Annotated in this window: 19 protein-coding genes; 9 read left to right on the top strand and 10 right to left on the bottom strand. The window is 64.9% G+C overall.

From position 1 onward, the window contains the following. Positions 1-133: 133 nt before the first annotated feature. Together DXT74_RS08750 and ilvD are read right to left on the bottom strand one after the other, a co-directional pair. Entirely contained in the window at positions 134-1213 is a 1080-nt protein-coding gene (locus DXT74_RS08750) for a hypothetical protein (RefSeq protein WP_194427752.1), read from the bottom strand. A gap of 748 nt (positions 1214-1961) precedes the next feature. Beyond that, positions 1962-3818 (bottom strand): dihydroxy-acid dehydratase, encoded by a 1857-nt coding sequence (ilvD, locus tag DXT74_RS08745; RefSeq protein ID WP_081555410.1) that lies wholly within the window; start codon positions 3816-3818, stop codon positions 1962-1964. Positions 3819-4015: 197 nt separating this feature from the next. On the opposite strand from ilvD, the gene lgt reads away from it, so the two are divergent. From lgt to phnE, 4 genes are all read left to right on the top strand, one after another. Continuing rightward, complete coding sequence (gene lgt, locus DXT74_RS08740; RefSeq protein WP_194427751.1) at positions 4016-4867, top strand: prolipoprotein diacylglyceryl transferase; 852 nt, start codon at positions 4016-4018, stop codon at positions 4865-4867. A gap of 289 nt (positions 4868-5156) precedes the next feature. Further along, positions 5157-5999: a putative selenate ABC transporter substrate-binding protein gene (locus DXT74_RS08735; RefSeq protein ID WP_043590938.1), complete on the top strand. Its 843-nt coding sequence runs from the start codon at positions 5157-5159 to the stop codon at positions 5997-5999. Further along, on the top strand, positions 5996-6793 hold the full coding sequence (locus DXT74_RS08730; RefSeq protein ID WP_194427750.1) for a phosphonate ABC transporter ATP-binding protein: 798 nt from the start codon (positions 5996-5998) through the stop codon (positions 6791-6793). Before DXT74_RS08735 ends, DXT74_RS08730 begins: the two co-directional genes overlap by 4 nt. Continuing rightward, positions 6787-8355, top strand: coding sequence for a phosphonate ABC transporter, permease protein PhnE (phnE, locus tag DXT74_RS08725; RefSeq protein ID WP_194427749.1), 1569 nt, complete (start codon positions 6787-6789; stop codon positions 8353-8355). Before DXT74_RS08730 ends, phnE begins: the two co-directional genes overlap by 7 nt. 201 nt (positions 8356-8556) lie before the next feature. Here phnE and DXT74_RS08720 read toward each other — a convergent pair whose 3' ends face one another. From DXT74_RS08720 to DXT74_RS08690, 7 genes are read right to left on the bottom strand one after another with little or no spacing between them, the layout of a single operon-like run. Next, positions 8557-8766 carry a hypothetical protein gene (locus DXT74_RS08720; protein ID WP_043590936.1) on the bottom strand — a complete coding sequence of 70 codons (210 nt, stop codon included), beginning with the start codon at positions 8764-8766 and terminating at the stop codon, positions 8557-8559. Between the two features lie 41 nt (positions 8767-8807). Further along, a complete protein-coding gene (locus DXT74_RS08715) occupies positions 8808-9197 on the bottom strand; it encodes a hypothetical protein (RefSeq protein ID WP_019103062.1) in 390 nt (129 codons plus the stop codon). Beyond that, positions 9194-10519, bottom strand: coding sequence for a phosphatase PAP2/dual specificity phosphatase family protein (locus DXT74_RS23120; protein WP_196783846.1), 1326 nt, complete (start codon positions 10517-10519; stop codon positions 9194-9196). Before DXT74_RS23120 ends, DXT74_RS08715 begins: the two co-directional genes overlap by 4 nt. Continuing rightward, on the bottom strand, positions 10516-12303 hold the full coding sequence (locus DXT74_RS08705) for a bifunctional alpha/beta hydrolase/class I SAM-dependent methyltransferase (RefSeq protein WP_194427747.1): 1788 nt from the start codon (positions 12301-12303) through the stop codon (positions 10516-10518). Before DXT74_RS08705 ends, DXT74_RS23120 begins: the two co-directional genes overlap by 4 nt. Positions 12304-12316: 13 nt before the next feature. Then, positions 12317-12970 carry a lysophospholipid acyltransferase family protein gene (locus DXT74_RS08700; protein WP_019102762.1) on the bottom strand — a complete coding sequence of 218 codons (654 nt, stop codon included), beginning with the start codon at positions 12968-12970 and terminating at the stop codon, positions 12317-12319. 7 nt (positions 12971-12977) lie between these two features. Further along, positions 12978-13925: a phosphatidate cytidylyltransferase gene (locus tag DXT74_RS08695; protein WP_194427746.1), complete on the bottom strand. Its 948-nt coding sequence runs from the start codon at positions 13923-13925 to the stop codon at positions 12978-12980. Further along, positions 13918-14526, bottom strand: a complete 609-nt coding sequence (locus tag DXT74_RS08690; RefSeq protein ID WP_194427745.1) for a CDP-alcohol phosphatidyltransferase family protein — start codon at positions 14524-14526, stop codon at positions 13918-13920. Before DXT74_RS08690 ends, DXT74_RS08695 begins: the two co-directional genes overlap by 8 nt. Before the next feature lie 450 nt (positions 14527-14976). Here DXT74_RS08690 and DXT74_RS08685 point away from each other — a divergent pair, with 450 nt between their 5' ends. From DXT74_RS08685 to DXT74_RS08675, 3 genes are all read left to right on the top strand, one after another. Then, entirely contained in the window at positions 14977-15780 is an 804-nt protein-coding gene (locus DXT74_RS08685; protein ID WP_019102759.1) for an ABC transporter substrate-binding protein, read from the top strand. Positions 15781-16140: 360 nt separating this feature from the next. Beyond that, on the top strand, positions 16141-16881 hold the full coding sequence (locus tag DXT74_RS08680) for an amino acid ABC transporter permease (RefSeq protein ID WP_194427744.1): 741 nt from the start codon (positions 16141-16143) through the stop codon (positions 16879-16881). After that, on the top strand, positions 16878-17567 hold the full coding sequence (locus tag DXT74_RS08675; protein WP_081555450.1) for an amino acid ABC transporter permease: 690 nt from the start codon (positions 16878-16880) through the stop codon (positions 17565-17567). Before DXT74_RS08680 ends, DXT74_RS08675 begins: the two co-directional genes overlap by 4 nt. A gap of 149 nt (positions 17568-17716) precedes the next feature. Here DXT74_RS08675 and DXT74_RS08670 read toward each other — a convergent pair whose 3' ends face one another. Next, entirely contained in the window at positions 17717-19582 is a 1866-nt protein-coding gene (locus DXT74_RS08670) for a S9 family peptidase (RefSeq protein WP_231138302.1), read from the bottom strand. A gap of 202 nt (positions 19583-19784) precedes the next feature. Between DXT74_RS08670 and DXT74_RS08665 the strand changes: the two genes are divergently transcribed. Further along, positions 19785-21677, top strand: coding sequence for a M14 family metallopeptidase (locus DXT74_RS08665; protein ID WP_194427743.1), 1893 nt, complete (start codon positions 19785-19787; stop codon positions 21675-21677). Between the two features lie 180 nt (positions 21678-21857). Then, positions 21858-22625, top strand: coding sequence for a 3',5'-cyclic-nucleotide phosphodiesterase (locus DXT74_RS08660; RefSeq protein WP_043637648.1), 768 nt, complete (start codon positions 21858-21860; stop codon positions 22623-22625). The last annotated feature ends 8 nt before the right edge of the window (positions 22626-22633 follow it).

Raw genomic sequence — 22633 nt, 5'->3', positions numbered from 1 at the left:
ACGATCTGCTGCGCGTCGTGGAGCGTTACACGGTGAGTGCACCTTCAAAATACTCATGTACCGTGTGTACACTCCGCTTTCTCAGCTGTTTTCGCCTTGTCTCTCCTTAGCTCGCGAGATCGTAAACACGCTCTTACAAATCGTCGGCGGTAAAGAACAGGGGCACGCCGTCCTTGCTGTCCGGGTGCAGCTCCGGCAGCACATGCACTTCGCGCACATGGCATTCCGCCATCAGTTCGCGGAAACTTTCTTCAATCAGTTGCACATTGTCCAGCGCCGCCAGCGGCCAGACGAAGGCTTCCCAATTGCGCTCGTCGCCTTCCGCGGACAGAGTGATATGCAGTTCGCCGTTATCGTGAGCGGACAGGATGGCCACCGGCTCCTTGTTCAGTTCACGCAAGCGGCGGATCTGACTGCTGGCGAATACCTGCATCGCCACCTCGAAACGGGCGTAGTTGCCCGCCACCATCGCCTGCATCGCAGGCATCGGCGGACGAGCGATGGGGAACAGCGTCACGCCGTCGGCCTTCAACTGCTCGCCCAGGAATTTCATCAGCGGCATGCCCCAGCTGCCCACCGCGCCGCCCAGGCGCAACGGCGGTTCCGCGCCTTCCGGCTGAATCGCCACGCCCAATAGGTAGCGCAGGAACACACCCTCTTCTTTCACCGTGACCGGCGCCGGTTGCTGCGGCAGCAACGCGCGGGCATGGACCGGGTCGCGGTTCAGCTTATAAAGCTGGGCGGAGTCCAAGCCCACCACGCTGTCCGGGTGCAAGAGCGCGCCGCCCAAGGCAACGTCGGCGTCGCCGGCGAACACGCCGTGCTCGCGCAGCAGCTGGTTCAGGCCGGCCTCGTCGGCAATCTCGCCGGGCAGCGTGGTCTGGCTCTTGCTGCCGGCCACCAACACCAAGGGCATGGCGAAGACAATGGCGCGGCCGCCGCCGGTGTTTTCCACCGCGTCGCGCAGCGCGTCCCACACCAATTGATAGCATTGCTGCGACGGCACCATGGCGAGCGCCACGGAAATGGACAGCAGCTCGCCGCGCGCCAGCATCTCGGCCATCGCGTCTCGCACCGCTGAGAACCACATTTCCCGATCGGACTCGGTCTTGGCGTTCAGCGCCGACTGGGCATTGTGAATCAGCATATTGGTCAGCGCCACTTGCGGGTGGTACTGGCGCGGATCGGGAAGGGTATGGCGTACGGCGTCCATGAAGGGGAATCCTGCTGCAATCGGAAAACCGCTATTTTGGCACAGCTGCGGCGGCCATGGTGCGCCGCGACAGAGGCGGCCCCGGCCGAGATGTACCAGATGCGCGACAGAAAATTATAATTTCACACATTTGCGAAAAACAACATGTTGACACTCGATACCGCAATCTGGATAATTCGTTCTCGTTGAGATGCAGCAATTGCTTCTTGATAGTTTCTCCTCTATTTCTCCTTTGTAGACTTGGCGCGGACCTAACGGTACCGCGCATTTTTTTTGCCTTTCCCCCAGCCACACCCATGCTAAGCATTCGCTAAGCTTTTGTTAAACAACAAAATTATTAAAATTCGTGTAACAAGGGAACTTGCCTGCCTGTCCCTCGCAACTTGATCACGTCCTCCCTCCTCTCAGGTATCTGCGCTATCTTGATCCGTTTTCGCTTTAGTCAAAAACAATGCCATTTAGATTTAAACAGACAAAGCATATGACTAATGGCATTAGAACGGATTTCGTTTGTGAAAATTTAGGAAAACACACAGAGAAGAACTGTTGGATTCGAAAACAAATGAACAAGACTAAGACGCCGCCGGAAGCCGGGAGGCGAGAGAGAAGCGAGGCTGCGCCTGCGAAAACAGCGGCGAGCGAATGAGGACCAGATGGTTGCTGCGCCCTAAAAAACAATGGGCCGCACGGCAAAAAACCGCACGGCCCGAATCCTATCCGGAAACCGGTTAAGGAAATATGACAAATATCAACGGCGTTCTACTTGCGTCACATCGCGTACCGCGCCGGTGTCGGCGCTGGTGGTCATCGCCGCGTAAGCGCGCAGCGCAGGGCTGACCACGCGGTCCCGGCCCAGCGGCTTCCAGGCGTCGCGGCCCTTGGCTTCCATCGCCGCGCGTCGCGCAGCCAGCGTTTCATCGCTGACCGCCAAGCGGATGGAACGGCCCGGGATATCGATCTCGATGCGGTCGCCCTCTTCCACCAGACCGATGGCGCCGCCCTCCGCGGCTTCCGGCGACACATGGCCGATGGACAGGCCGGAGGTGCCTCCGGAGAAGCGGCCATCGGTCAGCAAAGCGCAGTCCTTGCCCAAACCCTTGGATTTCAGATAGCTGGTGGGATACAGCATTTCCTGCATGCCGGGGCCGCCCTTGGGGCCTTCGTAGCGGATCACCACCACGTCGCCGGCCACGATGCGGTCGGCCAGGATGGCCTCCACCGCCGCGTCCTGGCTTTCAAAGATGCGGGCGCGCCCGTTGAATTTGAGAATGGAGTCGTCCACGCCGGCGGTTTTAACAATGCAACCGCGTTCGGCGATATTGCCGGCCAGCACCGCCAGGCCGCCATCCTGGGAGTAAGCGTGCTCACGGTCGCGAATGCAGCCTTCGGCGCGGTCGTCGTCCACGGTCGGGTAGCGCATGGATTGCGAGAAGGCGATGGTGGTGGGCACGCCGCCCGGCGCCGCGCGGTAGAAGCGTCGCGCCTCGCTGTCTTCGCCGTGGCGGCGGATATCCCAGGCTTCCAGCGCTTCGCCCAGCGTGGCGCTGTGCACGGTGGGCACCTCGCGGCGGATCAGGCCGGCGCGGTCCAGCTCAGCCAGGATGGCCACCACGCCGCCGGCGCGGTGCACGTCTTCCATATGGTATTTCTGGGTGGCCGGAGCCACCTTGGCCAGACACGGCACCGAGCGCGAGATGCGGTCGATGTCCGCCATTTTGAAGTCCACTCCGGCTTCCTGCGCCGCCGCCAGCAGGTGCAGCACCGTGTTGGTGGAGCCGCCCATGGCCACATCCAGGCTCATCGCGTTCTCAAACGCGGCCTTGGTGGCGATGGCGCGCGGCAGCAGGCTGGCGTCGTCCTGCTCGTAATGGCGCTTGGTGATGTCCACGATCAGCCGGCCGGCGCGCAGGAACAATTCCTTGCGGTCCGCGTGCGTGGCCACCAGGCTGCCGTTGCCGGGCAGGGACAGGCCCAGCGCCTCGGTCAGGCAGTTCATGGAGTTGGCGGTGAACATGCCGGAGCAGGAGCCGCAGGTGGGACAGGCGGAGCGCTCCACGCGCTCTACATCCTCGTTGGACACCGCGCTGTTGGCGGCCTCCACCATCGCGTCTACCAGATCCAGCTTGCGGATGTCGTTGCCCCACTGCACCTTGCCGGCTTCCATCGGGCCGCCGGAGACGAACACCACAGGGATGTTCAGGCGCATGGCCGCCATCAGCATGCCGGGGGTGATCTTGTCGCAGTTGGAGATGCACACCAGCGCGTCGGCGCAGTGGGCGTTGACCATGTATTCCACGCTGTCGGCGATCAGGTCGCGGCTGGGCAGGCTGTAGAGCATGCCGCCGTGGCCCATGGCGATGCCGTCGTCGATGGCGATGGTGTTGAACTCCTTGGCCACGCCGCCGGCGCGTTCGATTTCCCGCGCCACCAGTTGGCCCATATTGTGCAAGTGCACGTGACCGGGCACGAACTGGGTAAAGCTGTTGGCGATGGCGATGATGGGTTTGCCGAAGTCGTCGTCCTTCATGCCGGTGGCGCGCCATAGAGCGCGGGCACCCGCCATATTGCGGCCGGCGGTGGAAGTGCGGGAGCGGTATTGGGGCATTGCTGATTCCTTAATTTCTGCATGGGCGGAAAGGCGCTCCGGGCCTGGCCTGCTTTAAGGCCGGGCCGCCTGGCTCCGGGTGCCGGGGAGCTCAAGGCAAAAATGCGCCGGGCGGCGGGTGGGCCGCGCGACGCGTGGGAACGCTTTCCCATATAATCCGTCCACATTCTTTTACCGCAAACGCACACGGCTGACAAATGATCATTCATCCGCAGTTCGACCCCGTGGCCATCCAGCTGGGCCCGCTAGCCATTCATTGGTACGGTCTGATGTACCTGCTGGGCTTCGCCAGCTTCCTGATCCTGGGCAATTACCGCATCAAGCGCGGCCACGCCTTCCTCACCTCCAAACTGCTGGACGATCTGCTGATGTACGGCGCCGTCGGCGTGGTGCTGGGCGGCCGCCTGGGCGAAGTGCTGTTCTACCAGCCCGGCTACTACCTCAGCCACCCGCTGGAAATCCTGATGGTGTGGAAGGGCGGCATGTCCTTCCACGGCGGCTTCATCGGCGTGCTGATCGGCGTGGCGCTGTTCGCGCGCAAGCACGGCCGCAGCTTCTGGGAAGTCACCGACTTCATCGCGCCGCTGGTGCCGCTGGGCCTGGCCGCCGGCCGGATCGGCAACTTCATCAACGGCGAACTATGGGGCCGGGTGGCCGATCCCAAGCTGCCGTGGGCGATGCTGTTTCCGCAAGCCAGAATGGACGACCTGATCCAGGCGCAGCAGTCCTCCGACCTGATGGTGACCCTGCTCCAGTACGGCGGCCTGCCGCGCCACCCCTCGCAGCTGTACGAGTTCGCGCTGGAAGGCCTGGCGCTGTTTGCCTTGCTGTGGTGCTTTAGCGCCAAAACGCGCGCCCGCGGCCAGGTGTCCGCGCTGTTCCTGATCGGCTACGGCCTGGCCCGCTTTGGCAGCGAATTCTTCCGCACGCCGGACGCCGGCATCTTCGGCCGGTCGGACGTGATCAGCATGGGCCAATGGCTGAGCCTGCCTATGATCGTGATCGGCCTGGCGCTGTTCTACCTGTTCGGCAAGCGCAAGGCAGCCTGAGCCAGGCTAGGCTAGAATACTTGCTATACGCGGCGGTCTTTAGAGCCGGCTTACGATCTCGCGAGCGAGAGCGAGACAAGGCGAAACCAGCTGAGAAAGCGGAATGTACATACGGTACATGAGCATTTCGAGGTTGGTTTCAACGCTGTCTCGCTGACGCGCAACAGATCGTAAACAAGTTCTTAGCCCGCCGCTTCAAGGCCAGTCTTATGACTGGCCTTTTTGAATCGCCGGCCCGCCGGCGCCAGCCCTTGCGGCTTTTTGTCCGCAGATAGAGGAAAACACCGCCATGACCGCCATCAAACTGACGCTGGCCAGCGCACTGCTGGCCGCCGCCACCCTGGCCAACGCCGCCCAGACCGTGCTCAAAGTCTCCGCCATTCCAGACGAATCCCCCACCGAACTGCAGCGCAAATTCGCGCCGCTGGGCCAGTACCTGGAAAAAGAGCTGGGCATGAAAGTGCAGTTCGTGCCGGTATCGGACTACGCCGGCGTGGTCACCGCGCTGACCTCGGACAAGCTGGACCTGGCCTGGCTGGGCGGCTTCACCTATGTGCAGGCCAGCCAGCGCGGCAAGGTGGTTCCGCTGGTTCAGCGCGAGGAGGACAGCAAGTTCACCTCAACCTTCATCACCAGCGGCCCGGCCAAGAGCCTGAAGGAGCTGAAGGGCGACAGCTTCGCCTTCGGCTCGGCCTCCTCCACGTCCGGCCATCTGATGCCGCGCTATTTCATGCAGAAGGACGGCATCAAACCGGAAAGCTTCTTTAAGAACGTCGCCTATTCCGGCGCCCACGACGCCACCGTGGCCTGGGTGGCCGCAGGCAAGGTGGAGGCCGGCGTGTTGAACAGCTCCGTGTGGCAAAAGCTGGTGGAAAGCAAGAAGGTGGATAGCGCCAAAGTGCGCGTAATCGCCACCACCCCGCCCTACTACGACTACAACTGGACGGTGCGCGGCAGCATGGACAAGGGTTTGCAGGACAAAATCCGCCAGGCCTTCCTCAAGCTGGACGCCAAGAATCCTGAACAGAAAGCCGTGCTGGATTTACAGCGCGCCAGCCGCTTCATTCCCACCAAGCCGGACAATTATCAGGGCATAGAAGCCGCCGCCACGGCCGCCGGGCTGCTGAAGTGAGCCTGGAGTTCCACGACGCCGGCCTGAAGCTGGACGGCGCCGTCATCCTGCGCGGCATAACGCTGCGCCTGGCCGCCGGCGAGCAAGCGGCCTTGATCGGGCCGTCCGGCGCCGGCAAGAGTTCGCTGCTGCTGCTGGCCAACACCGGCCTTCGCCCGGACGCCGGCGAGGTCCGGCTGCTGGGCGCCGACCCCTGGCGCCTGCCGCGCCGCGCCCTGCGCGCCTTGCGCGCGCGCATCGGCAGCGTCTATCAGACGCCGCCGCTGCCTCCGCGCCAGCGAGTGATCCATGCGGTGGCGGCCGGCAGGCTGGGCCATAGCGGCGAGCTGGCGGCCCTGCGCCGGCTGCTGTGGCCGGACGACGACGCCGGCGTCGCCGCCGAACTGGAACGGCTGGGCCTGTCCGACAAACTGTGGCAGCGCTGCGACCAGCTGTCCGGCGGCCAGCGCCAGCGCGTCGGCATCGCCCGCGCGCTGTACCAGCGCCCGGAACTTTTGCTGGCCGACGAACCCGTGTCGGCGTTGGACCCCAGGCTGGCCGACGACACCATTCGCCTGCTGTGCGAGAACGCCCGCGCGCGCCGCGCCGCGCTTCTGGTCAGCCTGCACTCGGTGCAACTGGCCTTGGAGCACTTCCCGCGCATCATCGGCCTGCGCGACGGCGCGATCGCCTTCGACTTGCCGCGCGAACAGGTCGACTCCGCGCTGCTGACCGAACTCTACTCCGGCGACGCGCCTGACGCGGCGATGGAAGCGGCCCCGCCCGCCACGGCGCTCAGAGGCCTGCAATGCTGAAACCGCGCGACCCGGCCGCGCGCGCGCGGCTAGGCTGGCTGCTGCTGACTCTGGCGCTGCTTCTACCCACGCTGCCGCTGACTCAGTTCACGCTGGCCACCTTGCTCAACGGCGACACCTGGCTCAGCCTGGCGCGCTTCGCCGCCGGCTTTCTGCCGCCGGCCCACGACGGCGACTTCCTGAAAGAAGTCGTGAGGGAAACCGTCGTCACGCTGGCGGTAGCCAGCGCCGGCCTGGTCCTGGCCATGCTGCTGGGCGCGCCGTTGGCCTTCGCCACCAGCCGCGCGCTGGACGATCATCAACTCACCGCCTCCCCGCCGCGCCGCGCGGTCTTGGCCGCGCAAAGCCTGCTGCGCGGGCTGATGGTGTGGCTGCGCGGCGTGCCGGACATCGTCTGGGCGCTGCTCTTTGTCCGCGCCGCCGGCCTGGGCAGCCTGCCGGCGGTATTGGCGCTGGGCCTGGCTTACGGCGGCATGCAGGGCAAGGTCTACGCGGAAATTCTGGAATCCCAGCCGCGCGCGCCGGCGCAGGCGCTGGCGGCCGCCGGTGCCAGCCGCTGGCAACGGCTGTGCTGGGCGCTGTGGCCGCAAGCGCTGCCGGAATTGATCAGCTATAGCGTCTACCGCTGGGAATGCGCGATTCGCGCGTCGGCCGTGATGGGTTTCGTCGGCGCCGGCGGCATCGGTCAGTTGCTGGACAGCAGCCTGAAAATGCTCAACGGCGGCGAGGTAGGCGCTCTGCTCCTGGTGTTCCTGCTGCTGGTGGGTTTGAGCGAAGGCGTCAGCCGCTGGTCGCGGCGCGCTTTGGAACGCGACGGCGGCGGCCGCCGCCTGTTGCTGGCCGGCGGCGCGCTGGCCGCCTTCAGTCTTTGCTGGCTATGGCCGGACTGGCGAGCCAACGGTTTCGACTGGCGCGGCCTGCCGCGCTTCGCCATGGAATTCCTGCCGCCGGACTTTTCCCCCGCCGCTTTAAGACAACTGGGTCAGGGCGTGGTGGAGACCTTGGCGATGTCGGCGCTGGGCACGGTGCTGGCGGCCCTTCTAGCCATGCCGCTGGCCTTGCCGGCGGCCGGCCGGCTGGGCGTCGCAGCCAAGAGCGCGACGCGTCTGTTGTTGAACATGCTGCGCGGCATACCGGACCTGCTGTGGGCGGCGCTGGCGGTGTTGGCGCTGGGCCTGGGGCCGGCCGCCGGCGTGCTGGCGCTGGCGATGCATACCGCCGGCGTGTTGGGCCGCTTGTTTGCGGAAACCCTGGAAAACGCGCCGCCGCAGGCGGAACAGGCGCTGCTCCACGCCGGAGCCGGCCGCGCGGCCGCCTTCTGCTACGGGCCCTTGCCCATGGTCGCCAGCCAATGGCTGGCGTACACCTTGTACCGCTGGGAAAACAATATCCGCATCGCCACCGTGCTCGGCATCGTCGGCGCCGGCGGCCTGGGCCAGCAGCTGTATCTGGCGCTGTCTCTGTTCCAGCAGCAGGCCGCCGCCGCCGTCATCCTGGCGATGGTGGCGCTGTCCTGGGGCGTGGAACAGCTGAGCCGCGCGCTGCGCCGGCGCCTGGGCTGAGAGCCTGTTCAAAGTCTCGCGAGCAAAGGCGAGACAAGGCGAAAACAAGGGAAAAGCGGAATGTACTCGTGCTACACGAGCATTTTGAACTTGTACTCACCGTGCAACGCTCCACGAAGCGCGGCAGCCCTTGAACAGGTTCTGAGACGACGAACGGGGCGGCAAGCCTTAGCTGCCGCCCCGTCCATTTTCATCCCATGCTTAATTGGCTTCCTTGCAGGCGACCAATCCACACACAAACATCGCGAAACCCGCGAACCCCAGCGCCTTGGCCACCAAGAACGGCCACTCCGGCGTGCCGCCATTGCTGCCGGACGCGCCAAAGCCCGCCAGCATCAAGCCCAACCAGGCCAAGCCCCCGGAGGCCAGCAAAGCGCAGACCGCCCCGCCATACCATGCTCTCTTGCTCATCACGGTTCTCCTCTTCCCACGCTTTTGAATCTTCTTATTGTTCACATCCGCCCCGCCAACAGCCCTGCCAGGCACAGCAGCCAGCACAGGCCGGTCGCCAGTAAAAATCCGCGCAGCAAGCGGGCCATGCCGCGCTGCCTTGCCTCCAGCGAGCGCCCGGCCAAGTCGCGCCCAAACAGCCGTGACAAGGCCAGGTCCAGCTCCTCAAGAGTGCCAGCCGAATCCACGGCCTGCAACAAGGCCGCGTCCAATTGCAAACGCCAGCCCAGCCAGGCTTGCCATAAAGCCACAGCAGCGCACAACGGCAGCCATAAGGCCGGCGCCGGCGTCAGCGCCGACAAGGCCAGCAAGCCCCAACTAGGCCAGCACAGCCAGCGGCAGGAAGCCAGAACCGCGGCGCTCAGCCGCGCCTGCGCAAGATCAGACGTCACAAGGGCTCCAATCGCGCGCACAGGCGCGCCAGTTCTTCACATTGCGCATCGCTCAGCTCCACGCGCTGGCGGCGTTGCCTCAGCAGCGCGCGCGCCTGCTCCACCGAGCCCGCGCGTCCGCTGAGCACCATCCAAGCCAACAACACTGCCGCGCTGCGTGTCAGGCCCAAAGCGCAATGCACCAGCAACGGCCCGCGCTGGCCGGCACGCAATCGATCCAGCGCCTGCACCGCCAGCCGCAATTGAGCCGGCGCCGGCAGCAGCAGATCCAGCAAGGGCTGGCTATGGTATACCACGGCTCCGGCCGCCTGGCGGTCGTATTCCGCGGCCAGGTCCAGCACCGCGACGAAGCGGGCGTCGCGCGCCGCGCTGACCGGCCCCAGCCAGACCTCCTCTATCACCTCCTCCGCGCCCGGCAAGCGGCGCAGAAAATAAGCATGCGCCAGCCGCGCGGCCAGGCTGTAAGGCCACAGCAGCACACGCGCGGCGAAGCGGCGGCGGCCGGCGTGTTTTTGCAGCGCGGCCGGACCCAGCCGCCAATAAGCCCACGCCAGCACGCTCAAGGCCAGCGCCGGCCAGGCCAGCAGCCAGCCCCAGCCGCCCAGCGCCGCCGCCAAAACCAGCAGCAACGCGGCCCCTGCCGCGTAACGCGCGCCCAAAACGCGGCTGCGGCCCGGCTCGGGCGAACGCCAGGACGGGGCCGTCGGCGCCGGCATCGGCCACAGATAGCAGACCAGCACCGCCAGCGCGAAACCGCTGGGCACATCCCAAAAATGATGCTGCCAGGTGGTCAGCACCGACACGCCGATCAAGGCGAACCAGCCATGCAGCAGCCAGAGCCAGCGCCGGGGCGTGTGCTGCCAGTAGCGCAGCCACAGCACCACCAACAGGCCGATATGCAGCGAAGGCGCCTGGTTGAACGGTTTGTCGAAGCCCATCAGCAGGTCGAACAGTTGCCCGAAGACACCGTCCAGCGGCGGGCGCTCAAAGCCGAAGCGCAGCGGGAACAGCAGAAAGCACAGGCAGGACAGCAGGGTGACCGCCAGCAGGCGCTTAGCGTGGGCGTTGAGTTCGGCGCGGCTGACGCACAGGAAGAGCGACAGGCCGTAGAGCAGGTCTATGCTCCAATACGGCACGATGGTCCACGGCCACAGCGGGATGGCCCGCTCCCAGGCCATCGCCACATTGCCCACCCGCTCCGGCGGCAGGCCGGCCGCGTATTGATTGGCCGCGCCGTAGAGCAGGAAGAAGCTGGGCCCCAACAGCAACAGCCATAGACAGGCCAGCCGCCAAGGACGGCCGGCGGCGGCCGGCGCGCTCACGCCTCGGCCTCGGCCAGCGGCTGTGGCCGCTCCGTTGCGGCGTCGGCGCGGCGTCGCGCCAGGCTGACGCTGAAGATGCCCCATTCGTCGATGCGCTGCTCCAGCTTCTCGAAGCCGGCGTCGGACACCAGTTGGTCCATTTCCTGCTGAGTGCGTCGGCGCATGATCCAGTCCGCGCCGCCGCGATGGCTGCTCAGCGTGCGCGCGATCAGTTCCAGCTGCGGGTGCCAGGGCTGGTTGGTGTAGACCAGATAGCCGCCGGGCGGCACCGCCTCGGCCAGGCCGGCCAGCGATTGGCGGATGGGTTCGTTTTCGGGAAACAGCTCATAGAGGCCGGACACCACCGCCAGCGTCGGCGCCGGCTGCAGCGCGGCCAGGCTGGCGCGGTCAAAGGCGTTGCCCTGGTCGAAACGCGCCACCGCTTCCAGGCCGCGTTCAGCGATCAAGCGTCGGCCGGCGCCTACGTTGATGTCGCTGTAATCGCGCAGCTGTACATGTTCCACCGGCTGGCCGGCCACGGCGTCCAGAATGTAGCGGCCATGACCGGCGGCGATGTCCAACAGGCGCAGCGGCCGGCCATCGACGCGCAGGCGGCTCATCGCCGCGGCGATCAGCTCCTCCAGGTTCAGCTTGCGCTGGCGTATCCCCTTCCAGCCCACGCTGTCCAGGTAGGCGCGGTCGCCCAGCCGGCCCAGCGGGCTGAAGCCGGACGCCTGGTTGCGGTAAACGTAATCCAGGGTGCTGCCGGAATCGAAACCGGTGCGCCAGCCCAGGCGTATGCCGGCGGACAGGCGGCCCAGCGTGGCCAGGGTCAGCCGGGTCAGCGCAAACTGCCAGCGCAACGGCGACAGCCAGGAGCGCGGCTGCTGCAGTTGCTGGTATTCCAGCGCGGTATGGCCGGCGGCGTCGGCGCGGCTCAGGTCCACCGCCGGCGCGCCGGCCTCCACTCGTTGGATGAAGGCGCGAATCTTGTCCAGCGCCGACGCGCGGTCGCGCTCGCCCAAGGTGTCGTGGTAGAAGCCCGGCAGCAGGTGCATTTCCTTCAGGGGGCTGCCCAGTTTCTGGAAGAACTCGCGCTGCGGCCCCTGGTGCACGACGAAGTCAGCGCCCGACATCAACAACTGGGTCGGCAGCGTGATGGCGCCGGCGTCGGCGACGATGCGCTCGGCGGTGTCGTACAAGTCCAGCAGGATGTTGGAGGAAATCGGCCGGGTGATCAGCGGGTCGCTGTTGTAGGACGCGATGCGCTCCGGATCATGAGTCAGGAAGCGCGCCTTGACATAGGAGTTGACGAAGAAATTGCCCCGCAGCCGCTGCATCAGCCGGAGCCCAGGCCGGGCGAAGGGCACGTAGAGCTTGACCTTGAAGGCCGGCGAGGCCAGCACCAGCGCGCGCACGCGCGGCGCGTAGTCGTGGGCCCAGGCGGCCGCCAGCACCGCGCCCACGCTCTGGGCGATCACCACGATCTCCTCCATCGCCAGGCCGTGACGCTGGCACAGGTGGCGGACGAAGCAGTCCAGGTCGCGCACCGTGGCGCCCAGGCTGGGGCTGTAGCCGCGCGGCCCGTCGTTGCGGCCGTGACCGCGCGCGTCCCAGGCGAACATCGGCGTATCCGTCAGCTGCAACTCGTCCACCAGGTGCTGCAGGCGGCCGGAATGTTCGTGGCCGCGGTGCAGCAGCACGATGGCGCGCGGCCGCGCGCCGGGAGTCAGCGCCGGCCAATGCCGATAAAACAGGGTTTGACCGTCAAAACTGACAAACTGCGATTCTTCGGCTTGGCGCATGCTCTGGCTCCTTTCAAGCCTCCTGCTCCGCCGGCGCGGCGGGCAGGGTTTTTTGCTTCAAGTACAACAGCGATTCGCGGATGCGGTCGCGGAAAGCGGTTTTCTCTTCCAACCACTGCAGCGGCCGGCCAATGGCGATGTCGACGAAGAAGGGCACCGGCAGCCATTGGCCGCGCCCCATCGCCCGGCCCAGGCCGTGCAGATAGACCGGCACCACCGGCACGTCGGGGAAATCGCGGCTCAGATACCAGATGCCGGACTTGATCTCGGACAGCACCTCGGGTTCGCCGCGAGAGCCTTCCGGAAACAGGATCAGAATCCGTCCCTGGCGCAGCGCCTCGCGGCAGCCCTCCAACGGGTCTAGGCCCTTGGCCACGCCGCCGCGCACCACCGGGATAATGCCCACCACTTGGGTGGCGAACCAGGCGAACAGACGGTTTTTCAGGAAGTAGTCCGCCGCCGCCGCCGGCTGCACCTCGGGGATGCGCCCCAGCGGAAACAGGCTGTACAGCGCCAGGATGTCCAGGTGGCTATTGTGGTTGGCCACCACGATGGCCGGGCCGTTCAACGGCAGCCTCTCCTGATGACGCACCGTCACCCCCAACCACAATCGCACCACCGGCCGGGCCAGCAGCAACACAAACAGAATGCGCAGCAATCGGCTCATCATCGGCTCAGAAGTACAAGTAGTGGACATAGTGGAAGAACAGCGGCGCGGTATAGGTCAGCGAATCCAGCCGGTCCAGCACCCCGCCGTGGCCGGGCAGCAGGCGGCCGGAGTCCTTGACCCCGATGTCGCGCTTCACCGCGGAAATCACAATGTCGCCGATGAACCCCATCACCCCGATCAACAAACCGGCCAAGGCCGCGTGCAGCGGCGAGAACGGCGTCAGCAGCGGCCCCAGCAGCCAGCCCAGCAGGCAGGTGGTCAGCGCCCCGCCCAGGAAGCCCTCCAGCGTCTTGTTGGGCGATACCTTGGGCGCCACCTTGCGCCGGCCGAAGGCCTTGCCCCACAAGTATTGCGCCACGTCGTTGAGCTGAGTCAGCGCCACCAGGTAGAACAGCAACATCGCGCCTTGGGCCGGTTCGCCTATATGGGTCAGCTGCGGCAGGGTCAACACGGCGGCCATATGGCTCAGGCAAAACACGCAAATCATCAGCCCCCATTGCAGCGAGGCGGCCGCCTTGAGGAAGCCCTGGGTCTCGCCGATCAGCACCATGCGCATCGGCAGGAACAGAAAGATGTAAACCGGGATGAAGATGATGAACATGCCGTACCAGTGAATGCCCAGCCAGTAATACTGCAGCGGGATGCTCAGATAAGCCCAGAACAGCACCACGTGATCGGCGGTGCGGGTGGCGCACAGCGTCAGGTATTCCTTCAGCGCCAGGAAGCTGATCAGCGCGAACACCAACAGCGCCAGCGGCACATTGCCCAGCAAAGTCAGCGAGAAGCAGGCGACGATCCACCACCAGGTGCGGATGCGCAGCTTCAACTCCAGCCAGTTCTTTTGCGGCGATCGGCTCTCCAGCACGCGGATGGCGACGCTGGCGATCACCAACAACGCGAATACGGCGCCCAGCGCCCAGATCAATGCCTGCGGCAACAGCGGTTTAAACATCTTCGCCCTCTTTCAAAATGGCCCGCGCCCGGTTGACGCAGGTCAGCGCCATCAAGGCGGCGCTCAATCCAAACACCCAAGCCCCCCAGGCCGCCGCCTGCGGCCACAGGCCCAGCAGCAGCGCGTAGGCGCCGTATACGAAAGCGCGGTCGCTCTTGCCCATAGGGCCGTCGTAGCGCCGCGTGCCGCCCAGGCTGGGGCCCAGCACGCCGACGAACTCGGTCAGCAAGGCCAGCGTCACCGCCAACACCACCCAGGCCGGCTCCGCCAACAAGAAGGCGAACGGCAGGTAGAGCGCGGCGTCGGACACCACGTCGCCCACTTCGTTGAGAATGCCGCCCAGCCGGGACTTCTGACCGTGCTCGCGCGCCAGCATGCCATCGATGGCGTTCAAGGCCATGCGCAGGAACAGGAATACGGGCAACAGCAGCCAGGGCAAGGCCCGCTCCGGCTGGGTGGCCAGCCAGCCACCGTAGGCGATGGAAGCCAGCATGGCGCCGAGCGTAACGTGGTTGGCGGTAACGCCAAGGGAAACCAGGCCGCGCAGCAAGGGGCGCAGCAGGTCCTGAAAACGGGATTTGAGTTGATAGATGCTGGGCATTTCGGCTTTGGCTTGTCTGATCCGTCCCGGCGCGCTTACGCGACAGTCATCACAGTCGTCAAGAAAAGTTGCAAATCCGTCGAGGCGTCCGCCAAGGGCGGGCAGACGGAAAACGCGATTATGCCGATTGCAGAAAAGCGCGGCAAAGGAAATTGTTTGGCAATCCTACCTCGAACAAAAATATCGGCCCGCCGTCGCCACGGCCTCGATTTGGACAAGGCATTGTTCCGATGAGGAAAATCACACAATCAAAACAAATCAATATATAAGACTAATTTTTAATAATTTCCAAGAATTTGCAGAATGCCTTAGCATCATCTAATCGTATGTCATGGGTTTATCCATGGCAGAAAATTTCTCGGAATCACGATGTGCCGGCATCTTCTGAAAACGCGCCGCCAAACAGCGCGAACGGAACCCCCGGCGCGTCTTCAGACAAGGGGCATCATCATGAAACACGCCATCGCATTGGCCATCGCATTGAGCACCGCCGCCACCGCCGCTTGGGCCGACCGTCTGGATGACATCAAGAAAGCCGGCGTGCTGCGCGTCGCCGCCTTCGACAGCAATCCGCCATTCGGCTTTCTCGACGCCAAGACACGCCAGATCTCCGGCCTGGACGTGGACGTGGCCCAGCACATCGCCAAGAAGCTGGGCGTCAAACTCAGCCTGATCCCCACCAATCCGGCCAACCGCGTGCCGCTCTTGGTGTCCGGCAAGGCGGATCTGGTCGCAGCCAACTTCACCGTCACCGACGAGCGCAAGAAGCAAGTGGCGTTCAGCCTGCCCTACTTCGCCTCCGGTCAGCAGTTCATCGCCCGCAAGGGTTCGCTGCAAAAGCCGGAGCAACTGGCCGGACTGCGTGTGGGCGTGGACAAGGGCACCACTCAGGAGGTGAACCTGCGCGACAAATACCCCAAGACCACCGTAGTGGCCTACGACGACACCCCGCTGGCCTTCACCGCGCTGCGCAACGGCAACGTCCAGGCCATCAGCCAGGACGGCTCCAAGCTGGCCGCGCTGCTGGCCAACGCGCCGGACAAGGCCAAGTTTGAACTGGCGCCGTTCACCCTGACCCGCGAATACCAGGCCATCGGCCTGCCCAAGGGCGAAGCGCGTCTGCTGAAAGCGGTGAATGACAGCCTGCTGGAACTGGAAAAATCCGGCCAGGCCGCCAAGATCTACAACCAGTGGTTCGGGCCGGCCACCAAGGCGCCGCTGCCTAGGGACTTCAAGATCGGCGAAGCCAGCTAAGACCCGCTAACAAAACCCCTGATCCTGCGTTGCGCCTCCTTGTCGTACGACTTGTACTGCCTGCGTCGGCGCGCCTTGGCTCAGGCTTTCTTAGCGGCTCTAAGAACCTGTTTACGATCTGCTGCGCGTCGGCGATACGGCGTTGAAAACGGCTTCATCATGCTCATGTACCACTCGTACATTCCGCTTTTTCGCTCGTTTTCGCCTTGTCTCGCCTTAGCTCGCGAGATCGTAAACAGACTCTAAGACGGCGCGTTTTCCCATCCGTATCCCAAGCCGCCGGGCGCGCCCGGCGGTTTCGCCATTTGAAGCGCCGCCGGCGCCGAACGGCGGCCTTATCGAAATACAGGACAGCAAGCAATGAATCCCCCCTCCTGGCTTGGCCACCACTGGCTGGAGCCCCACTACCTGGGCTGGCTGCTCAAGGGCGCGCTGCTCACCGGCTGGCTGGCTCTGCTGGTCTGCGTCGCCGCCACCGCGCTAGGCATGCTGCTGACCGCGGCGCTGGAATCGCGCTGGCGCGCCTTGAGCCACGGCGCCGGCCTCTGGGTCAGTCTGCATCGCAACACGCCGCTGATGGTGCAGCTGCTGCTGTGGTATTTCGGCGTGGCCGGCCTGCTGCCGGAAACCGCCATGCTGTGGCTGAACACGCCGCGCAGCCTGCCCTTGCCGGGCGGCTTGACGCTGCTATGGCCGTCCTTCGAATTCCTGGCCGCGCTGGTGGGGCTAACCCTTTATAGCGCCAGCTTCATCTGCGGCGAACTACAAGCCGGGCTGCGCGGCGTCGCCGCCGGCCAGCGCCAGGCGGCGCGCGCGCTGGGCATGAACGGCTGGCAGGAATTCCGCTGGGTGGTGCTGCCGCAGGCCTGGGCGCTGGCGCGCCGTCCCTTGGTCGGCCAATACACCGCGGTGGTGAAGAACACTTCCTTGGCGATGGCCATAGGCGTGGCGGAGTTGTCCTATACCTCGCGCCAGGTGGAAACCGAAACCCTGCTCGCCTTCCAGGCCTTCGCCGTGGCCACCGCCGCCTATCTGCTGCTGGTGCTGTTGACTCAAGCGCTGAGCCAGCGCGGCGAGCCGGCATGGAGGGCGCCGCAATGATGCCGCCGGTGATTCAGGACAATCTCGATTATCTGCTGTGGGGCAATCTGGCCAACGGGGAGCCCGGCGGCCTGCTGCTGACCCTGGCCATCAGCGCCGCCGCGGGCGTGCTGGCCAGCCTGCTGGGCCTGGCCGGCGGCATCGCCCTGGTCATGTGCGGGCCCGGCCCGCGCCGCGCGCTGGCCACGCTGGTGGCGCTGCTGCGCGCCATCCCGGTGCTGATGCTGATCTTCTGGTGCTATTTCCTGCTGCCCATCCTGTTTGGGGTGGACATCCCCGGCGTACTCACCGTGGTGTTGGCGCTGGCGCTGATCAACGCGGCCTATCTGAGCCAGTCGGTGCAGGCCGGCATCGCCGCCATCGGCCCCGGACAATGGGCGGCCGGGCTGTCGTTGGGACTGGACCGCAGGCAGACGCTGCGGCTGATCGTGCTGCCGCAAGCGCTGCGCATGATGCTGCCCTCCTTCGTCAATCAGTGGATTACCCTGATCAAGGACAGCTCGCTCGCCTATGTGGTGGGCGTGGCCGAATTCACCTTCGTCGCCACTCAGGTCAACAACCGCGAGCAGGTCTACCCTTTGGAGATCTTCGCCTTCATCGCGCTGGCTTACTTTGTGGTCTGCGGCGGCCTGCAACTGCTGGGCCGCTGGAGCGACAGGCGCTGGAGTCTGCCGGCCAGGGCCTGAGAACCTGTTTACGATCTGCAGCGCGTCGGCGATACGGCGTTGAAACCGAGCTCAAAATGCTCATGTACCACGGTACATTCCGCTTTTTCGCTCGTTTTCGCCTTGTCTCGCCTTGGCTCGCGAGATCGTAAACACGTTCTTAGCGGGTCTTAATTCAAATGCTGACGGAAGAAACGCTCCATCGCGCCATAGGCGTCAAAGCGGTTTTCCTCGTTGCGGAAACCATGGCCCTCATTGTCCTTGACCATGTATTCCACTTCCACGCCGCGCTTCTGCAGCGCCTTGACGATCTGATTGGATTCGTCGATGTTGACGCGCGGGTCCTTGGCCCCCTGCAACACCAGCAGCGGAGTCTTGATGCGGTCCACCTGGAACACCGGCGAGCGTTCGCGCATCATCGCCTTGTCCTTGACCGGATCGCCCACCATCTCGTGCATCATGTCCAGCATCGGCTTCCAGTACGGCGGTATGGTGTTCATGAAGGTGAATAGATTGGACACCCCCACGTAATCCACCGCGCAGCGATACAAATCCGGCGTCTTAGTGATGCCCGCCAGCGTGGCATAGCCGCCGTAGCTGCCGCCGTAGATGCAGACGCGCTTCGGATCCGCCACGCCCTGCTTGACCAGCCAGTCCACGCCGTCGCTGACGTCGTCCTGCATGGTGCCGCCCCATTGTTTGAACGAGGCCTGCCAGAAATCACGGCCATAGCCGGTGGAACCGCGGAAGTTCATCTGTAGCACCGCCCAGCCGCGATTGGCGAAGAACTGCACCTCGGGGTTGAAGCGCCAGCTGTCGCGCGCCCATGGCCCGCCGTGCGGATTAATGATTACCGGCAGCCCCTTGGCGTCCTCCTTGCCCTTGGGCAGAGTCAGGTAGCCGTTGATAGTCAAACCGTCGCGGCTGCGGTACTGCACCGGCCGCATCGTAGCCATCTCGCTTTCCTTCAACCAGGGCGTAATCTCGGCCAGCAGTTCCAGTTTGTCGCCGGCCTCGTCGTACAGATAGCGCTTGCCCTGGGTACGGTCGTTCCAGGCCGCCACGATGAAACGGTTCTCCGCGCGGTTGGCGGACTGGATATCCACCTGGTAGCCGGGCAGCCGCGCCTCCAGCCTAGCAAGCAGGGCCTCGCTCTTCTCATCTAGGCATTGCCGGCCCGGCTTGTCGGTTTCGAAGCGGGCGCAGGTGATCACTTTGCGCTTGCGGGAAAAGCCCAGGCCGTCGACGTCCACGTCGTCGCGGTGATAGATCTGCTTCACTTCCTTGCCGGTCTTGGGATCGAATTCGACGATGGCGCTCTTATCGCGGCCCAGATTGCTGGCGGCGTAGAAACGCTGGTTGTCGAAAGTGAAGAACAAGGGATTGAAGCTGTCACGGAAGGAGGTGGTCATCAGCTTGCGGAAGGCGCCGCCCGGCTGGTCGCGATACAGCAGGGTGCTGTTGACGCCGTCCGTGGTGGTGGCGATGCGGATGCGGCCATTGTGATCAGTGCTCCAACTGGTGACATTGCCGGGGTTCTTCGCCTCCAGCGTCAGCTTGCCGGTTTTCAGGTTCACCCGGTAAACGTCGAACACTTCCGGCTTGCGCTTGTTCAGGCCCACCAGCAATTCGTCGTCCCGCTCGGTCAGTTCGTCGACGATCTCCGCGCGCACGCCGGGAAACGGCGTCAGATCGCGGCTCTTGCCGCTGACCAGGTCCACCGCGTACAGGTGGAAATTCTCATCCCCGCCATTATCCTTGCTGTAAACCAGCCGCTGATTGCCCTTCCAGAAATAACCCGACAGGTCGCGGTCCTTCACTTCGGTGACGCGCCGGTCCGGCAGCCCCGGCATGCGCACCACAATATTGCGCCGCGCCTCCCAAGGCGCCAGGAAAGCCACGCTCTTGCCATCCGGCGACAAGGTGAAATTGCTCTGCTCCGGATTACGGAAAAAGTCACGCAGCGGAATGTCCGCGGCGTAGGCCGCGCTGGACAACGCGACGGCCAAGGCCAGGCTCGATACCCAAGTTTTCACGAGAACCCCTTGTCTGAAATGATCCCGATCCGGCGCGGCCGCGCTGGACCCCTGCGACAATATGCCACAAAAATATCGATTCTCGAACCACACCCCCCGTTGGCACCGCTTGATCCCGGTCAAGCCGCCGTGCAACAGCCCGTGCGTCCGCCGGGCCGGCGGGCGTAGCCTGTTTCGGTCTTGGACAATCAGGATAATCATCATGCACTTGCCGCTGCGCCTCGCCATCGTTTCCGCCTTCGCCGCCCTGCACCTCGGTCCGCACGCACACGCCATGCCGGCCGCTCCGGACTACGTCGACGACAGCCAATACCTATCCGCCGCGCGCCAGCGCGTGCTGCCCCCGGACATCCCCTGGCAGGGGGACAGCCAGCGCTTCGCCGCCAAGGCGGACGACCCGTGGGCCACGCCGCTGGAGGCCAGCGGCTTCAAGCACACGCCGGCCTATCCGGAAACCATCGCCTACCTGAACAAGCTGGCCTCGGCCAAACCGGCGCTGCTCAAGCTGGGCCCGATGGCGGAAAAAACAGATCAAGGCCACGAGATGATGATGGCGGTGGTGTCCGCCGCCGCCGACAAATCGCCGCAGGGCCTGCGCGCCAGCGGCAAGCCGCTGATCTACGTGCAAGCCGGCATCCACCCGGGCGAAGCCAACGGCAAGGACGCCGGGCTGATGCTGATCCGCGATCTACTCATCCGCGACGACGCACTGCTGTCAAAGGTCAACCTGCTGTTCGTCCCCACCGTCAACGTGGACGGCGACATGCGCTACGGCAAATACGGCCGCATCAACCAGAACGGGCCGGAACAGACCGGCTGGCGGGTCAACGGCCGCAACCTCAACCTCAACCGGGATTTCACCAAGCTGGACAGCCCGGAAATCCGCAACGTGGCGCGCGCTCTCAACGATTACCAGCCGGACTTCTTCATCGACACCCACAGCACGGACGGCGTCAACTACCAATACGACGTCACCTACTGCAACAACGGCCAAGGCTGGTCGCCCGAGTCCAGCCGCTGGATGGACCAGGTGATGACGCCCGAGGTCTATCGCGAACTGCGCCGCTACGGCCATGAACCCAATGTCTGCATCTCGATGAACGACAACGAGAACCCCGACAAGGGCTATTACCCGTATTACAGCGATCTGGCGCGCTTCTCCAATCAGTACGCCGACGCCCGCGGCATCCCCGCCATCCTGGTGGAACTGCACGCGCTCAAGCCCTACAAGCAGCAAGTGCTGGGCAACTACGTGCTCTATCGCGCCATCTTCGACAGCGTGTCCCGCCATTACGACAGCCTGCGCGCCGCCATCGCCAAGGACCGCGCCGCGCGGCCGGATCCGGTGACGCTGACCTGGAAGGAAGCCGAGGGCAAACCCAAGCTGGTGGACTTCAAGGGCGTCAAGTTCGACAAGGTGCAATCTCCGATCACCGGCGACAAGATCGTGCGCTGGAGCAATCAGCCGCGCGACTACCGCCTGCCCATCACCCCGCTGACCGTGCCGGACCTCACCGCCGCACGGCCCAAGGCCTATGTGGTGCCGGCGCAGTGGCACGAGGTGATCGCTCGGCTACGCGCTCACGGCATCCAGCTGCGCGAACTGAGCCGGCCGGAAACACTGGACGTCACCGTCTACCGGCTGGACGATATCAAGCTGGGCACGCCGTTTGAGCCGGACCGCGAATCCGCCGACAAGATTCCCGGCTACGAAGGCCGCCTGCTGATAGACGGCAAGCCCAGCCCCTTGCAGCGCAAAGTCACCTATCCGGCCGGCTCTGTGGTGGTGAACCCGCAACAACCCTTGGGCACGCTGGCGATGCTGCTGCTGGAACCGGCCAGCCCGGACTCCTTCCTGCACTGGGGCTTCTTCAACGCCAACCTCACCTCGGCGGAAGCGCCGGAAGCCTATGTGATGGAACCGATGGCGCGGCGCATGCTGGCGGAAAGCCCGGCCTTGCATCAGGCCTTCCAGGCCAGGCTCAAGGACCCCAAGTTCGCCAAGGACCGCAACGCCCGGCTCAACTGGTTCTATGAGCAGACGCCGTTCGCCGACAGCAACCGCTTCCTCTACCCGGTGGGCATCGTGCGCTAAGCCCAGACCGCGCAAGCGGCCGCCGGCTTGTCTACACTAGAAAGATTCAAGCCGGCGGTCTCTTGGGCGGCGGCGCGACAATAACTCGCATCGGGCGGGGCGGGCAGCAGATCGTTTCCATGTTTGCAGCGGCGGACCGGCCAAGCCCGGCCGGTCAACGGCCGCAACCAGGAGAAACCCATGCACATCAAGGTTCTCGGCGCCGCCGCCTGCATTGGCCACCCCGGCCACACCACCAGTTTTCTGATTGACGAAGACACCCTGATAGATTGCGGCACCGGCGTGACCAGCTTGCGCGCGGACGAGATGCTGTCCATCCGCCAGGTGCTGCTCACCCACAGCCACGCCGACCACTGCGGCTGCCTGCCGCTGCTGGCCGACGTTCACGCCAGCCGCCGCGGCCCCGGCCTCACTGTCTACAGCCAGCAAGAAACCCTGGACGCGCTGCGCGCCCATCTGTTCAACGGCGAACTCTGGCCGGACTACACCCGCCAACCCAGCGTCGAACAGCCCTGGCTGCGGCTGCAAGCGGTGGAGCCCGGCTACGCGCTGCCGATAGGCGAAGGCCTGGCCACCGCGCTGCCGGCCAATCACAGCGTGCCGGCGCTGGGCTGGTTGATAGAAGGCAGCTGGCGCGCTCTCGCTTTCAGCGGCGACAGCGGCCCTTGCCCGGCTTTCTGGCAATGGGTGTCCAATGTGCCCTCGCTGACCGATGTGATCTGCGAATTGACCTACACCGACGAGCGCCAGGGCGAGGCCGCGCGCCAGGGCCACATGACGCCCTTGCTATTGCTGCCCTTCCTGCCGCTGCTGCCGGCCAACACCCATCTTTGGATCAGCCACATCGACCCCGGCTGCCGCGAACACCTGCTGGAACAGCTGCGCTCCGAATACGCCAACGGCCTGCGCGTCTGCCCGCTGCGCGAAGGCATGCTGATCGAACTGTAGCCGCCGGA

Source organism: Chromobacterium sp. Rain0013 (genome assembly GCF_015291765.1).
Taxonomy (GTDB): Bacteria; Pseudomonadota; Gammaproteobacteria; order Burkholderiales; family Chromobacteriaceae; genus Chromobacterium; species Chromobacterium haemolyticum.
Note: the sequence above shows the minus strand (reverse complement) of the source record. Positions and strands in the feature narration are given on the sequence as shown.